This is a genomic window from Candidatus Zixiibacteriota bacterium, assembly GCA_035574315.1.
Taxonomy (GTDB): Bacteria; Desulfobacterota; Binatia; order UBA9968; family UBA9968; genus DATLYW01.
The window spans coordinates 1-14543 of the sequence record DATLYW010000012.1 but is presented as its reverse complement, the minus strand read 5'-3'; the positions used below and the strand labels follow the sequence as shown (position 1 = coordinate 14543).

General features: G+C 63.9%; 18 protein-coding genes and 1 rRNA gene. 9 read left to right on the top strand and 10 right to left on the bottom strand.

The genetic code is table 11. The features are described 5' to 3' along the window. Position 1: 1 nt before the first annotated feature. The 10 genes from VNN77_02420 to VNN77_02375 all read right to left on the bottom strand — a co-directional run bounded on the left by VNN77_02420 (position 2) and on the right by VNN77_02375 (position 7163). Complete coding sequence (locus tag VNN77_02420; protein ID HXG50244.1) at positions 2-892, bottom strand: DUF58 domain-containing protein; 891 nt, start codon at positions 890-892, stop codon at positions 2-4. Between the two features lies 1 nt (position 893). Continuing rightward, a complete protein-coding gene (gene queC / locus VNN77_02415; protein HXG50243.1) occupies positions 894-1583 on the bottom strand; it encodes a 7-cyano-7-deazaguanine synthase QueC in 690 nt (229 codons plus the stop codon). A 146-nt stretch (positions 1584-1729) separates the two neighbouring features. Continuing rightward, a complete protein-coding gene (locus VNN77_02410) occupies positions 1730-2044 on the bottom strand; it encodes a rhodanese-like domain-containing protein (protein ID HXG50242.1) in 315 nt (104 codons plus the stop codon). Further along, positions 2041-2928 carry a vitamin K epoxide reductase family protein gene (locus tag VNN77_02405; protein ID HXG50241.1) on the bottom strand — a complete coding sequence of 296 codons (888 nt, stop codon included), beginning with the start codon at positions 2926-2928 and terminating at the stop codon, positions 2041-2043. The genes VNN77_02410 and VNN77_02405 overlap by 4 nt, the downstream gene beginning before the upstream one ends. 20 nt (positions 2929-2948) lie before the next feature. Next, positions 2949-3584, bottom strand: a complete 636-nt coding sequence (locus VNN77_02400) for an SCO family protein (protein ID HXG50240.1) — start codon at positions 3582-3584, stop codon at positions 2949-2951. A gap of 11 nt (positions 3585-3595) precedes the next feature. Further along, positions 3596-4168, bottom strand: coding sequence for a DUF4382 domain-containing protein (locus VNN77_02395; protein HXG50239.1), 573 nt, complete (start codon positions 4166-4168; stop codon positions 3596-3598). Further along, a complete protein-coding gene (locus VNN77_02390; GenBank protein HXG50238.1) occupies positions 4141-4770 on the bottom strand; it encodes an SCO family protein in 630 nt (209 codons plus the stop codon). The genes VNN77_02395 and VNN77_02390 overlap by 28 nt, the downstream gene beginning before the upstream one ends. Then, positions 4748-5632 (bottom strand): cytochrome c oxidase assembly protein, encoded by an 885-nt coding sequence (locus VNN77_02385; GenBank protein HXG50237.1) that lies wholly within the window; start codon positions 5630-5632, stop codon positions 4748-4750. The genes VNN77_02390 and VNN77_02385 overlap by 23 nt, the downstream gene beginning before the upstream one ends. A gap of 8 nt (positions 5633-5640) precedes the next feature. Further along, entirely contained in the window at positions 5641-6228 is a 588-nt protein-coding gene (locus tag VNN77_02380) for a methyltransferase domain-containing protein (GenBank protein ID HXG50236.1), read from the bottom strand. Positions 6229-6374: 146 nt separating this feature from the next. Further along, positions 6375-7163: a transporter gene (locus tag VNN77_02375; GenBank protein ID HXG50235.1), complete on the bottom strand. Its 789-nt coding sequence runs from the start codon at positions 7161-7163 to the stop codon at positions 6375-6377. Between the two features lie 357 nt (positions 7164-7520). Here VNN77_02375 and VNN77_02370 point away from each other — a divergent pair, with 357 nt between their 5' ends. The 9 genes from VNN77_02370 to VNN77_02330 all read left to right on the top strand — a co-directional run. Then, positions 7521-7961 carry a cytochrome c gene (locus tag VNN77_02370; GenBank protein ID HXG50234.1) on the top strand — a complete coding sequence of 147 codons (441 nt, stop codon included), beginning with the start codon at positions 7521-7523 and terminating at the stop codon, positions 7959-7961. Beyond that, on the top strand, positions 7961-8584 hold the full coding sequence (locus tag VNN77_02365; protein HXG50233.1) for an SCO family protein: 624 nt from the start codon (positions 7961-7963) through the stop codon (positions 8582-8584). The genes VNN77_02370 and VNN77_02365 overlap by 1 nt, the downstream gene beginning before the upstream one ends. 87 nt (positions 8585-8671) lie before the next feature. Beyond that, positions 8672-8902 (top strand): cell division protein ZapB, encoded by a 231-nt coding sequence (gene zapB / locus VNN77_02360; protein ID HXG50232.1) that lies wholly within the window; start codon positions 8672-8674, stop codon positions 8900-8902. 15 nt (positions 8903-8917) lie between these two features. Beyond that, positions 8918-9196, top strand: a complete 279-nt coding sequence (locus tag VNN77_02355) for a cell division protein ZapA (GenBank protein HXG50231.1) — start codon at positions 8918-8920, stop codon at positions 9194-9196. Positions 9197-9555: 359 nt separating this feature from the next. Beyond that, positions 9556-10152: a 5-formyltetrahydrofolate cyclo-ligase gene (locus VNN77_02350; GenBank protein ID HXG50230.1), complete on the top strand. Its 597-nt coding sequence runs from the start codon at positions 9556-9558 to the stop codon at positions 10150-10152. 42 nt (positions 10153-10194) lie between these two features. Further along, positions 10195-11745, top strand: a complete 1551-nt coding sequence (gene rny, locus VNN77_02345; GenBank protein ID HXG50229.1) for a ribonuclease Y — start codon at positions 10195-10197, stop codon at positions 11743-11745. An 85-nt stretch (positions 11746-11830) separates the two neighbouring features. Beyond that, complete coding sequence (locus tag VNN77_02340) at positions 11831-12625, top strand: TIGR00282 family metallophosphoesterase (protein ID HXG50228.1); 795 nt, start codon at positions 11831-11833, stop codon at positions 12623-12625. Further along, entirely contained in the window at positions 12622-13821 is a 1200-nt protein-coding gene (gene tyrS, locus VNN77_02335) for a tyrosine--tRNA ligase (GenBank protein ID HXG50227.1), read from the top strand. Before VNN77_02340 ends, tyrS begins: the two co-directional genes overlap by 4 nt. A gap of 305 nt (positions 13822-14126) precedes the next feature. After that, a 16S ribosomal RNA gene (locus tag VNN77_02330) occupies positions 14127-14543 on the top strand; the annotation flags it as partial.

Below are 14543 nucleotides of genomic sequence, written 5' to 3'. Positions count from 1 at the left end.
GCTATTTGAAAAGTCCGATCGCCGGCAGCGTCGCGAAGACGAAGTCGCCGAGGTCGCGGTCGGTGACGTAGAGCGAGTAGTGAATGCCGCTTTGATGGCAGAAGCTGCGCAGCTCGAGGTTGTGCTGCGCCAGCTTGGCCTGGTACTTACGGCGCTGGCCGGGGTCCCACTGCAGCGCGATCTCGCCCCGGCTCTCGCTGTCGATCAAGCGGAGACCGCCCCGGGCGAAGGGAGGGTCGACTTCCATCCGCGTCAAAACCTGGATTGCGGCGATGTCCAGGTTGAACGCCCGGAGCAGGTTGAGCCCCTGCTGGTATTCGGCGGTCGGCATGAGGAAATCGGAAACGAGAATCGCCTTTCCCGGACGGCGAATGCGCCGGAGATGCTCCCCGAGAGCGTGAGCGAGATCGAGCGGCCCCGCGGGCGCAGCCGAACGAGTGAGCTCGGCGCAATCGGCCAGTCGGCGGCGACCTCTGTAAAAGGGCGTGGTCGGGCCTCCGCCCTGCTGCAGCAGGTGAAGCTTGACGCGGTCGTGATTGGCGAGGACCACGTACGCGAGCGCCAGCGCGATATGGGCTGCGGGAGCGAATTTCTCCTCCACGGACGGGAAGCTCATCGAGCCGCTGGCGTCCACGAACAGGTACGCGAACAGATCCACTTCCTCGCGAAAAAGCTTGACGTAGAGCCGGTCGCTGCGCGCGTAGATCCCCCAGTCGAGATAACGGAGGTCGTCGCCCGGCGCATAGCGACGGTAATCGGCAAACTCGAGGCTCGTGCCGCGCCGGGGAGAGGAGTAGCTTCCGGTGTGCGATCCGAGAAATTCCTTCCGGGTGCGAAGCCTCAGGGTTTCGAGCTGCGCGAGAAACTGCGGCGTGAAGGGTTCCGGAAGCATGCTAGCGATGGAGCAAGGGGTCGACGAGCCCGGCCTCTTCGAATCCTTTCGCCCGGAGCCGGCAGCTATCGCAGGCGCCGCACGGGCGGTCCGGCGCGGGATCGTAGCAGCTCCAGGTCTGCCCGTAGTCGAGTCCGAGCCGGAGCCCGGTTTTGATGATCTCCGCTTTGGTCATCGCGATCAACGGCGTGTGGACGGTGATGCGCTTTCCCCGTTCCACACCGGCCCTCGTGCCGAGGTTCGCCGCCGCCTCGAAGGCGCGGATGAAAGCCTCGCGGCAATCCGGATAGCCGCTGTAGTCGAGCTGATTGGCGCCGAAGAAGATGTCTTCGGAATCGACCGTTTCCGCCAGCGCCAGCGCCAGCGCCAGGAAAATCGTATTGCGCGCGGGCACGTAGGTTACGGGTATCGAGGCCGCCATGGCCTGCGTCTGGCGCCCTTTCGGAACCTCGATCGCGGGGTCGGTGAGCGCCGAGCCGCCGATGGCCCGCAGGTCGAGATCGATCACCAGGTGTCTTCGCGCGCCCAGCCACGCGGCCACCCGGGCAGCCGATTCCAGCTCTCTGCGGTGGCGCTGGCCGTAGTCGACGGTGAGCGCGTGCAGATCGAAGCCCTGCTGCTTCGCTATGGCGGCGGCCGTGGCGGAATCCACGCCGCCGCTCAAGAGCACGACGGCCGGTTTGCTAGCCATCTCGGCCCTCAGTGGATTCGGGTCCCTTCCATCGGATAGCGCTTTTCATGCCAGCCGGCGATGCCCTCGTCGAGGACCTTCATGTTGCGGTAGCCGTTCTCGTAGAGTATTCCGTAGGCCAAACTGGCCAGGTGGTGCGGGCAAGCTCAATACAAGACCACCAACCGGTCGCGCGGGATGCTGCTCAGATACAACCGGAATTCGCTCAACGGAGCCGAAAGCGCCCCGAGGATGTGGGCCTCGTGGTACTCCTCCGCAGTGCGAACGTCGATGATGAGGGGCCTTTTCCCTGCATGAATTTCTTCGGCCAGCTCCTCGACGGAAATGAACGAGACGCTTGCGGGGGGCGGCTGGCCTGCGAACTCCGGGTACCTTCCAGGCTCGGCTCGAGCGCTTTGAGAGAGAAGAGCAAAGGCCAGGCAAAGCGCCAGCCCGAGGCGTATCTGCAGCGCCCCGCTCACGGCTTCGCTCCGCTGTCGGCGGCGCTGTAACTGTATTGACTGTAGCGCGCCAGGTTGTCCAGGCTCAGGGTTCCGAGGTAGCGCTGGCCATTGATGATCCAGGTGGGATAGCTCTCGATCCCGGCCTGGACGCAGGCCGTCGCGACAGGACCGCGCCGTCCGGCGGGGCTGCACTCGATGTAAGGCAGTCGATCCGCCGAGCTGCCGAAAGCGGCCTTCTGCTCCTGACAGTGGGGGCACCAGTAGGCACCGTAGAACTTCGCGTTGGTTCTCCTCAGGTGGTCGGCCAGCCCGCGGATCCACGGATCTTCGGGAGCCGGGGCCTTTCCGAGGTAACCCGCTTGAAACAGGTGCAGGACCAGGGTGAGCGCCAAGCCGGCGCCGCCGGTCTTGGCGATCCATGGGCCCCAGGAAAAGGCGGGGAGATCGGCGGGCCGCTGGTAAAGCACCACGCCAAAGATTGCGGCCATCAGGCCCAGGGAGGTGAGACAGTACGGGCAGGCCGCGTCGAGAACGAAGAACGCGACGGTCGTGAGGTAGATGCTGTAGACGAGACCCGCCAGGGAGATGGTCCAGGCGATTTTCCACTGGTCGGCGGTCTGCCGGTTCCACGCAACGGCCGCCAGGGCCCCGTAGGTGAGCAGCCCCCAGAACGAGACGGGCATGCCGAATAACCTCGACCAGCGGCTGTTGAGCACGACGTCGCAGGCGCTTCCCGGCGTGCATCCGGCGACGAGCGTCCGCTGCCATGCGGCGTAGGTGAGATACGACGTCAGGGCCATCCCGATGAGGGCCAGGACGAACACCGGCCAGTTCGGGCCGCGCTGCGCCCCGGCGGAAGAAACGGGTTTTCGCGCTTTTCCATTTCTCACCGTCTTCGCCATAGGGTCGCTCCTTTTTTCGCTCAAGCCCCGGCCAGCCTGCCAAGATCGTTCAGCAGGCGTTTGAGGGCCTCGGGATCCCGGCTGTCGTAGTATCCCCGAATTCGCGCCTCTCTGTCCACAAGGACGAAGCGCGGACTGTGAAGAATGACGCCGTCGTCCGCGGCGGCTACGGCGCTCAGACGAAAGCCGTTCTGCACGAGGCGGACGATCTCGCTTCTCTCACCGGTGAGAAACAACCATCGGCTGGCGTCGGCCCGGTAGCGGTCGGCGTAGGCCGAGAGAACCGCCGGACTATCCTTTTCGGGGTCGACGGAAATGGAAACCAGCCTGACGCCCGGGAAATCCCTGAGCTCCCGCTGCAACCTGGCCATCTGGGCGGTCTGCAAGGGGCAGGTATCGGTGCAGCTTGTATAGATGAAATCGGCAACCCAAACGGCGCCGCGAAGGTCCCCGAGCCCGACGGCTCGGCCGCTGCGCTCGGTGAGCCGGAAGTCGGGAACTGCTCCGTAGTCGTTCAGGCCCTCCAGGGGGGCCGAACGGGAGCGGGCGGCGCCGGGGAGAGGTCCGAGCTTGATCCAGAGCGCCGTCCCCGAAGCGACGCCGAGGGTCAAAACGCAAAGCGCCAGAAGCAGCAGGCGCGTTCTGGAAAGGTTCACCGGCGGAAGACTCACGCGGGAGGAATTCTATCCACTAATTTACCGTTTGTGTAGACTTCGTAGCCCTTCAGGCCGAGCTCGTAGCCTCGCGGCGGGTGGTCCGACATATCCAGCACCGTGAGATCGAGGATCACCACCGTTTCGCTCTTGTCGCGCGCCTCGAAAGCGAGCTTGACCGGCCCGAGAAGACTTTTTACCGGAACCGGCCGCCCGTTCTTCAGCACTCCGGTGACCGTTTTGACCTTGAGGTGAACGCCGTCGTAAGCTCCGGCGGCGACCTCGCCGCGAAAAATCGCCGCGCTCCTCCTGCCGACGTATTGGGTCAGGTCCAGCGATTCCCGAACCGGGGAAAGATCCCGCCATTCCTGGCGCCACAGCCTGATTCCGCTCCTCGGGCTGACCCGCAGCTGCTCGATCGACAGCATCAGCCGGACGAAGTCGCCGATGGCGTCGCGATGGTCCTTGACGCGAACCTCGAGCACGGGCTGGCCGTAGGCGGTACCGGTCTGCAGCCATACCGACAAGAGCAGAAGCCAGAGATGGCGCCGTAGAAACATCACCGGCTGCGGTGCGACCGGAGCCACGAGATATCGCCGAGAACGTCCTTCTCTCGCCACCGGTCCGTGTAGTAGTCGACGCGGCGAATGCCGCGCTCGTCGATCAGGCTGGTGATCGCCGTGTGGCGAATCTGGCCGCCCGCGGACCGGGTAACCGTGACGCCGAACGCTTTCCACGTCGCCGCCAGCTGGGCGCGGTTTCCGGTGAGAAAGCGCCAGCGCTCGAAGTCGGCGCGGTAATTGGCCCCGTAGGCCTTGAGCAGCTCGGGGGTGTCGCGCTCGGGGTCGGTGGTGATGCTCAACAGGCGAACGGCGTCGCCGCCAGAGGAGCCGAGCGCCCGCTGAATCCCCGCGAGCTTGGCGGTCAGCAACGGGCAGACGTCGGGGCAGGTGGCGAAAATAAAGGAGACCACAACGATCTTGCCGCGAAGCGACGCGAATCGGAAAGGCTTGCCGTCCTGATCGACCAGCTCGAGATCCGGCACCGGTACGTGGACGATCCTGCGGGCCGGCCCGTCTTTTTTCGGCACGATCGGAACGTGAGCGCCGGCGGGCGAGGCGAGAGATTGGGCGGCGGCGAGCGCGAGCACAAGGCCAAGACGCCGGCTAACGCTCCAGGTTGAACTCATAGCGGATCTCGAGCTGGCGAGCCTCCTGCGGAACGTCGCCGTGAATCACGTAGGTGCTGGCGTATTCCTGAGTCTCTCCCGGTGAGAGCCTGACCGGAAGGAGAAGGGCGCACTCGAGGATGTCCAGATTCGCTGCCAGGGACTCGGGCTCGATGCGGTGGACGATGCGGGCGTAGAGGTCGCGGTTGCTGCGGTTCCGCACCCGGTAGGAAACTGTAAAGGGTTCGCCGGGGCGCGCGAGCGTGTCGGGCGTGAGCGGCTCGGCTTCAAGGGCGCCGCCGCCGGGCGTGGAGGCGGCGAAGCTGACTCGGACGCCCGAGGCCCAGTCGAGAAACACGCGCCATCCGCCGCTTTCACGGACAAGGGCGAACTCCTGTTCGCCCTCGATCGTCTTGAGGCCGCCGCTTCGTTCCAGCTGCTCGATGGCGGCGAGGATCCTGCCTCGCTCGTGCGGCGGCAGCGCGTTCAAGCGCTCCTCGTCCCAGTCCAGTACGAGCGGAGCGAGCGCGCCGGCGTCCGGAAGCTGCATCGCGGCGGTGAACAGGAGCCGATCCCCTCGCTGCTCGACGCGGACAGGTTTGAGCCGGATCCGCGCGGCCAGCCGGCGGGCCAGCTCGGCGGCGAAGCCGCTGAACGGGCCGCGCTCACGGACATAGGCCTGCTCGGTCTTGAGCTTGCGGTCGGCGGAAGCGATGAAGCGGTAGGCCTGGCGGAAATCACGCGCGTAGAGCGCCCTCAGGTAACGGTCGAGAATGCGCGCCGGCTCGTCGCCGCTCCGGCGATCCTGGCCGGAGAGCCAGACCGGCGGCAGCGACAGCAGCAATGCCGCCGCCAGCGCGAGCAGCCCCGCCCGCAGGCTCATTGCTTTCCTCAACGCCCCTTGGCTGGAATCGTCCACAGATAGATCGTGCGACCGTCGATGCGCTCCACCTTGTCGGGTTTCCAGTCGCCCATGTCGAAGGCGTGCGAGACCACGCGCGAGCCGGGCTTGAGCTGGCTCAGGAGCTTCGGCTTGAGCTTGAGGTTGACGTCCGGCAGCAGGTACAGCGTGACGACGGAGGCGCCGGACACATCCACGGTCAGGATATCTTGCTGACGGATCTCGGCGAGCTTTTGCACACCGGCCTTGCGGATGTTCTCGCGCGATTCCTTGATCAGGTCGGGATCGATGTCGAAGCCGACGGCGCGCGCTCCCTTTTTCGCCGCGGCGATCACGATCCGCCCGTCGCCGGAGCCCAGGTCATAGACCACGTCGCCCTTGCCGACGCCCGCCAGCTCGATCATCCGGTCGACCACCTCCTGAGGAGTGGGAACGAACGGAACGATTTTCTTATCGAGACCGTCCTCGGCCGCCGCGGCGGAAGGCGCAACACCGAGAGCAGTGGCGGTAACGCAAAAGGCCAACGCCACGGCCGCCAGCCATCCACCGATCGACCTCCTTTCGAACCCTTTCATCATATGCTGTTGGCCTCCTCCCCTTCGGCGAATGCCGCTATTCCACGTGTCGATTTACTTAACCACAAAACGGACCTCGTCGCCAGCATCGAGCTTGGTTTCGTGTCTCTGCGCGACTGCTCGGGCACGATTGCGCGGCCCAGAACCCCTCACGGTCCCCGCTTTCCCGACAGGTCGAACGTCCACGTAAGGCCGAACGTCGCCTGCGCCATGGTCCCGCGCGGCCGGAGGCTTCGTCCTGCCGCGGCGTCCAGAACCAAGCTCGGGTGCAGAGCGTAGCGGACGCCGACCTGAAACTCCGCCTCGTTCGGCGTGGCGCTGGAGGGGCGCGAAAAACCGAATATCTCCCCGACGATCAACCAGCGGGAATCGAGGGCATGTTCGACGGCGGCTCCGCCGTGGATGCGGTTCATCAAGGTTTTTCCGTGCACCCTGCCGACGATTGTGTAGCCGATATTGGCGTGGACGGCGAAGGCGCCAAAGGGTTGCGTCGCAATGGCCAGGAGCGTTTGGTCGCTTTTTCCCGACGAGAGCCCGCGGGACCGGCTGGCGGTCGGTAATTTAACGTCGACGGCGGCGGCGATCGACGGCAGCCTTCCCCGGCTTTCGGCGATTCTGTACTTGGCAGCGAGGCGAAGGTCTTCGAAGCCGTCGACCGGCGAAGCCCCGGACATATCCTGGCTTACCCGTTGAAGACCGAGGCCAATTTCCAAGCCTTCGACGAGCCCGTACGCGACCGCGACAGTCGGCCAGCGGCGATCGCGTCCGCCGCCGTCCGGACGGCCATGATAAAGGCCGAGCTCCACCTCCAGTCCACCCGGCGCCACGGGAGCCGCATCGTCGACGACCAGGGGGCGCCCGCCGTGGCCGGTTTCGGGCCGGACCAGCGAGACGAAGGCGACGAGCGCGGATTGCAACAGTACGATTTTCGGTTTCATCCGGTCCCGATGCCGACAATGCGGTTACCCACCTGACTCACAAGCCCGTGCAAATGGCCGCGTCAAAATGAAGGCTGGAGACCTGCGCCGCATGCGTCTGCGGCGGGAATCGGCGGGGAACTCGTCCTCCGACCAGGCGCCCGTATGGCATGTTCCCGGTCGCTTTATCTGCGCTCGGGGCGTTCTTCGCGACGGCCTTCCCGGCGAACCTTCGACCGACCTCTCCCTGCCCGGCGGCGGCCCTGAACGATGCCGGCCGAGTGTGTCGGTAGCACATACGCCGAAACCGCGTCAAACCGGAAAGGTCGGGCGGCCGCGGTCGAGCTCGCCCCCCGCCTCTGCTATTATGCGAGCTGTATGGGGAGGGAAGCTTCTCTGCGCCTGGTCGCGGTGGCGGTTTTTTGCCTGTCGTGCCTCGGCTGCGGTCGCAACGAGCGCATCGACGCGCTCTACGCGGAGCGCTGCCTCAACTGCCACGGTCCCCTGGGGAGGGGCGACGGTCCTCTGGCGGCGTCGCTTCCCCGTCCCGTGCCCGATTTTCGCGAGACCGTGGAGCGGAAGAGCCCCTTCGAGATTCGCCGCTCGATCGCCGAGGGGCGCGGCACGATGCCGGCCTTCAGCCCCGCGTTGAGGCAGTCCGAGATCACGGACATGGTCAAGATGGTGCGCTTTTTAAGCCGCGAGGGGCGGGAGGTGCGGTGGTGGGAGAGGTTCGACATGCTCGTCGCTGCCCACTGCAGCGTGCCATGGGAGTACGTTTTCGGCACCGAGCCCCCGTCCGAGAGGGAGCAACCTTGATGAGCGGACATCTCCAAGCGATGATCATCCTTTGGACCGGGGTTCTTTTGTTTCCGGCGTGGCGGCTCGGGGAGCCGCGGGCGCACGCGGCGACCGCCCCTGCCGAGCGCCGGGAGGTCCGGATCCCGATCGAGGACTTCGTGCTGACCGACCAGCACGGGCGCAGCTTCGCCTTCGGCCGAATGCACGGCAAGGTGGTGCTGGTCACCTTCGTCTACACGAGCTGCCCGGATGTCTGCCCGCTCATCACCGCTGCGGCGCGCGCGGTGCAGACCGAGCTTGCTCCGGCGGAGCGCGGCGCGGTCCAGCTTCTCACGATCACTACCGATCCCGAGATCGATTCTCCACAGACACTTCGGGCCTACGCCGGCCGCTACGGCGCCGATCTGACGAACTGGGCCTTCCTGACCGGCGATGCCGGCGGCTTGAGCCGGGTCTGGAAAAACTTCGGGGTCCGGGTACGGCGCAGGGGGCGCGGCCTGGTCGATCATACGCCGTTGAGCTGCCTGGTGGACGCAAGCGGCGTGATGCGGGTCGCCTACGTCGGGGCCTCGCCGGACCCTCGGGCCCTGCTGCGGGACATCCGCGGCTTGCTCACGGGCTCCCCGGAGAGAGCGCGTTGAAATTTTGCCGCGTTTCCAGTCGTTTATTGCCTTGACAAGCCAGTGGGAGAAAACTAAACTCGAACATGAAGTTTGGCGGGGCGGGCTATGGCTCTCGACAACATCGAACAGCTCGAAGCGAAGATCAATCGATTGATCGAGAAGCACGAAAGGGTGAAAAAGGAGAAGGAGCTGATCGAGAAAAAGCTCCAGCAAAAGGAAAGCGAATGGCATCACCTGAGGGGCCAGCTGCGTCAGTACGAGCGTGAGCGGGTCGAGATGAGAGACAAGCTCGACAAGATACTCGGACAGTTCGAGGCTCTGGACCTTTCGGATTGAGGCGCGGATCCTGCCATGAAGCGAGCGCTCGAAGTCGAGATTCTGGGACAGAAGTTCACCATCAGCAGCGAGGCGGACGAGGATTACATGCGGATGGTGGCGGAGTACGTGGACAGCAAAATGCAGGAATTGTCCCGGGCGTCCAAAACCGCCGCCAAGTCCAATCTCGCCATGCTGGCCGCGCTGAACATCGCGGACGAGTACCATCGGTTGAGAGAAGCGCACGACGAGGTTCTGAACAAGGTCCATCAGTTGTCGAAACGAGTCTCAGTAACACTGGCCGAGGAGGGTTGATCGGTTCAAGGCGTTTCCGGGACGGCCGTGCCAGGCCGGCAGCCGGGGGCGCCGGGTCAGCGGGGTGGCGGAGAAAGATGAGGACTTGGGGAGAAGCGTTCATCAAAGATCTGATTTGCCGGGTGATTGCAATCCTGCGCGACGTAGGCGTGCAACGAAAAGTCGTTGAGTTTTCGGCGGATTTTGCAGTGATACCGACAGGCACGGCGGTTTGGGCGCCGGCTGTTTCACAAGCCGGCGCAAAGCTCTCGAGAGCGCCCACCCGGGTCGCCCGCCGTTCAGATTTTTAGGTTTGCATCTTCCCCCCTCTTGTTTCATCTCTCTGCCCTATCCCCGTGGTCCCGTCAGGGGGACGCTGGATGGTAGAGAGGAAACGTGAGCTTCGCGCCGTGGCCTTGTCGCGGCGTGCTTCTCTTTCCCCGTCAGAAAGCTGCCGGCTGAGCCGGCAGATCCAAGAACGCGCGGTGCAGTGGCCCCGCTACCGGGATTGTGCCGCCGTCGCCCTCTATCGTGCTGTGCAGAACGAGGTTGCCACCGATACTCTTCGGGAACACGCCATGGCGACGGGAAAACAGGTTTTCTATCCAAGAACGGCTCGGGAGGGAACCCTGGAATTCGTTCGCGTGGAGGCGGACGAGCCGTGGACGGTCGGATGGGGTGGCGTTCCCGAGCCGACGGGCAGCGTCCGCTTGACCGCCGCTCCCGACCGGTTTGTGGTGTTCGTGCCGGGCGTGGCGTTCGACGTGCGAGGAGGCCGACTCGGCCGTGGAAAGGGGGGGTACGATCGTTTTCTCGCGGCCTTGGGCTCGCAAGCCACGGTAGTGGGGCTGGCTTACGAGTTCCAGATCGTCGATGAGGTCCCGACGGAAACGTGGGACCAGAGAGTCGATTTTATCGTCACCGAAAGCAGACTGATCTGCTGCCGCGATCGGCGCCAGCAGCTTTCTCTTTCCTGACACTCTAAAGTAAAGGGGGTGTTTTTATTGGACCCAGGTTTGTTGTCCGGCATCGCAGGGCTGATCGTGGGAGCCGTTTCCGTGCTGGCGGCCTCCTGGCTGCGTAAACGGCAGCGGCAGATGCAGGTCGAGCTCGCGCGCACGACGGCGGCGCGCATCATCGAGGAAGCCAAGAAGGACGCCAATGCGATCAAGAAAGAGGCGGAAATACAGGCTCGTGACAGCGTTCTCAAGGAGCAGATGGATTTCGAGAAGGAGGTGCGAGAGACCCGGAGAGAACTTCAGGCGCTCGAAAAGAGGTTGTTGAGCAAGGAAGAGGGGCTGGAAAAGCGGGCGGAGGCCTTGGACAGCCGGGAAACCGAGATCGGCCGTCGCGAGGCCGCTCTTAAGTCGAAAGAAAAGTCGCTCGAGGAAAAAGCCGTAGAGTGCGACCGTCGTATCGAGGAGGCGCGACGCCAGCTGGAGCAGGTGGCTGGGTTGACCCGGGAGGAAGCCAAGAAAAGCCTCATGGAGGAAATGATCGAGGAGGCCAAGCACGAGTCGGCCAAGCGGATTCGCGTCATCGAAGAGGAGGCCAAGGCCGAGGCGGTGCGCAAGAGCCAGAAGATCATCGCGCTGGCGATCGAAAGGTTGGCGGGAGACTTCGTCGCCGAGCGTTCGGTGACGGTTTTTCCGCTGCCGAACGACGAGCTCAAGGGAAAGATCATCGGCCGAGAGGGCCGCAACATCAGGGCGCTCGAGGCGGCTACCGGCATCGATCTGATCGTGGACGACACGCCGGAAACCGTCGTGATCTCCGGCCACAACCCCATCCGTCGTGAAATCGCCCGGCTCTCGCTGGAAAAGCTGGTCTCTGACGGGCGCATCCATCCGGGCCGCATCGAGGAAGTCGTGCGTAAGTCGGAGCAGGAACTGGAGGAGGCGATCCGGGAGGCGGGCCAGAAGGCGGTCTTCGACGTCGGCGTCCACGGGATCCATCCCGAGCTGGTCAAGCTTCTGGGCCGGCTGAAGTACCGCTACAGCTATGCCCAGAACGTGCTGCTGCATTCGATCGAGGCCGCCTACATCTGTGGCATGATGGCCGCCGAGCTGGGGCTGAACGAGAAGCAGGCGCGCCGAGCGGCGCTGCTCCACGACATCGGCAAGGCGGTCGACCATGAGGTCGAAGGCTCGCACGCCATCATCGGCGCGGAGCTCGCGCGCAAGTACGGGGAATCGCCGAAGATCGTCAACGCGATCGCGGCGCACCACGAAGACGTGAAGGCGGAAACCATCCTCGCTCCGCTGGTCGACGCAGCCGATGCTCTTTCCGGGGCGCGACCGGGCGCCCGCCGCGAGATGATGGAGAGCTACGTTCGGCGGCTGGAGGAACTGGAGCGCATCGTCAACGCGTTCCGGGGCGTCGAAAAGTCCTATGCGGTCCAGGCCGGACGGGAGATTCGGGTCATGGTGCAGCACGAGCTGGTTTCCGACGACGATGCGGCGCGGATGGCCCGGGAGATCGCCAAGAAAATCGAGAACGAGATGACCTATCCCGGCCAGATCAAGGTGACGGTCATCCGCGAGGTGCGGGCAGTGGACTACGCGAGATGAAAAGCATGTGCGTGCTCGTGAATCGTGCTCGAAGGGATCCGAGGACGATCGCGAGCCGCGAGCAGGAGCGGCGGGCACGGTATTCATGCGCATTTTGATCTTGGGAGACGTGGTGGGCCGGGCGGCGCGCCGGGCGTTTCGTGGGATGGTTCCAGAGCTGGCGCGAAAAGAGGCGATCGATCTGGTCGTCGCGAACGCCGAAAACGCGGCGGGCGGCATGGGGGTCGACGTCAAGAGCGCCGAGGAGCTGTTCGCCGCCGGAGCCCACGTGCTCACGTCCGGAAACCACATCTGGAAGAAGAAGGAGATCTTCCCGTACCTGGAGGAAACCGCCAATCTGCTGCGGCCGGCCAATTTTCCCGCAGGCGCTCCCGGCAGGGGGTGGTGCGCCTGGGACAACGGTAAGGGGCTGCGCGCTCTCGTCGTGAACGTCCAGGGCCGGGTTTTCATGCCCCAGCACGTAGACGATCCGTTCCGCAGCGTCGATGCCGTCTTGCGCGAGCACGGCGGGCACTCGCGCGTGGTGGTCGTCGACGTTCATGCCGAGGCGACGTCGGAGAAAAACGCGATCGGCTGGTATCTCGACGGCCGGGCTTCGGTGGTTTTCGGGACACACACCCACGTCCAGACCGCCGACGAGCGGATCCTTCCGGGCGGTACCGCCTACATCACCGATGTGGGAATGTGCGGGCCGTTCGATTCCGTCATCGGGATCGAGCGCGAAATCGTGATTGAAGGGTTCTTGACCCAGCTCCCGCGGCGGTTCGAGGTCGCGCGCGACAACGTCGTGCTCCAGGGCATCATCGCCGAGGTCGACGAGGAGAGCGGCAAGGCGCGGTCGGTGCAGCGGCTGCAGCTGCGCTGGGAGGGGTCGTCGTGAGCGCGCGCACGGTCGAGGCCCAGCTCGAGATCATCAAGCGCGGCGCGGTCGAGGTGATTCCCGAGGACGAGCTCGTGGCCAAGCTGAAGAAAGGCCGGCCGCTACGGGTGAAGGCCGGCTTCGATCCGACCGCGCCCGACCTGCACCTCGGTCACACCGTGCTCATCCAGAAGATGAAGCAGTTCCAGGAGCTGGGTCACGAGGTGATCTTTCTCATCGGCGACTTCACCGGGATGATCGGCGACCCGTCCGGGAAATCCGAGACGCGCAAACAGCTTACCCGGGCCGAGGTCGAAAAAAACGCCCGCACCTACGAGGAACAGATCTTCAAGATCCTGGATCCGGCGAAAACCGTGATCGAGTTCAATCACCGGTGGATGGAAAAGCTCGACGCCGCCGGCGTGATCGAGCTCGCCGCCAAGTATACCGTGGCGCGCATGCTCGAGCGCGAAGACTTCAAGCAGCGCTACCTCCGGCAGCAGCCGATCGGCATTCACGAGTTTCTCTATCCGCTCATGCAGGGGTACGACTCGGTGGTGCTGAAGGCCGATGTGGAGCTGGGCGGAACCGATCAGCGCTTCAATCTGCTGATCGGGCGAGAGCTGCAGAGAGAGTACGGCCAGGAGCCTCAGGTCGTGCTGACCATGCCCCTGCTCGAAGGGACCGACGGAGTCCAGAAAATGAGCAAGTCGCTGGGCAACTATATCGGGATCAGCGAGCCGCCGGAGGAGATGTTCGGCAAGATCATGTCGATCTCCGACCCGCTCATGTGGCGCTACTACGAGCTCTTGAGCGACACCCCGCTCGCCGAGCTCGAGGCTCTGCGAGAGAAGGTCGAGCGCGGCGATCTGCATCCGATGGCGGTCAAGAAGGCGCTCGCCGAAGAGCTGGTGCGGCGCTTTCACGGTGCCGCGGCAGCGCAAGCAGCGGCCGAGTATTTCGCCATGCGCTACCAGAGGAAAGAGCGGCCGCGGGAGATCCGGAAGAAGTTCACCGCTCCCGACCCGGTGTGGATCTGCCGGCTGCTCGTCGACCTCGAGTTCGCCAAATCCGGAAGCGAAGCGCGCCGGCTGATCACCCAGGGCGCGGTGAAAGTCGACGGGCAGGTCATCAGGGATTTCAATTTTCGATTCCAGAGCGATCGGCACGAGATTGTCGAGGTGGGAAAGAACCGGATCGCACAGGTCGTGAAATGACCTCCTTGACAGTTCAGCCATTGTGGGTAAACTTTGTTTCGCGTTTAATCGAAGGGGGTCCGGTCTCTTGACATAGTACAGTCGCCTGTTAGGCGGGCGAGGGGCGGGCTTCCAGCGGCCTTGACAAACGTCAAGCCGTTCCTTATAAAGACATTTTGCTCGTTTCGAGCAACCTTTCCGGTCTTTGAAAACTAAATAGTAGCAACTGCCCTGAAAAGCAGTGACGGTTTAGGGTTTCCGTAAGCCGTTTGAGCGCAGCTATCGTACTCACAGTCAATCTCCGCCTAAAGGCGGGTTGAAGGATTTAACTGGAGAGTTTGATCCTGGCTCAGAACGAACGCTGGCGGCGTGCCTAACACATGCAAGTCGAACGAGAAAGGGACTTCGGTCCTGAGTAAAGTGGCGCACGGGTGAGTAACACGTAGGTAACCTGCCTCCAAGACTGGGATAACCTGTCGAAAGACGGGCTAATACCGGATGAGACCACGGTTTCTCCGGAAACAGAGGTCAAAGGTAGCCTCTGCTTGCAAGCTATCGCTTGGAGATGGGCCTGCGGACCATTAGCTAGTTGGTAGGGTAACGGCCTACCAAGGCGAAGATGGTTAGCTGGTCTGAGAGGATGATCAGCCACACTGGAACTGAGACACGGTCCAGACTCCTACGGGAGGCAGCAGTGGGGAATATTGCGCAATGGGCGAAAGCCTGACGCAGCAACGCCGCGT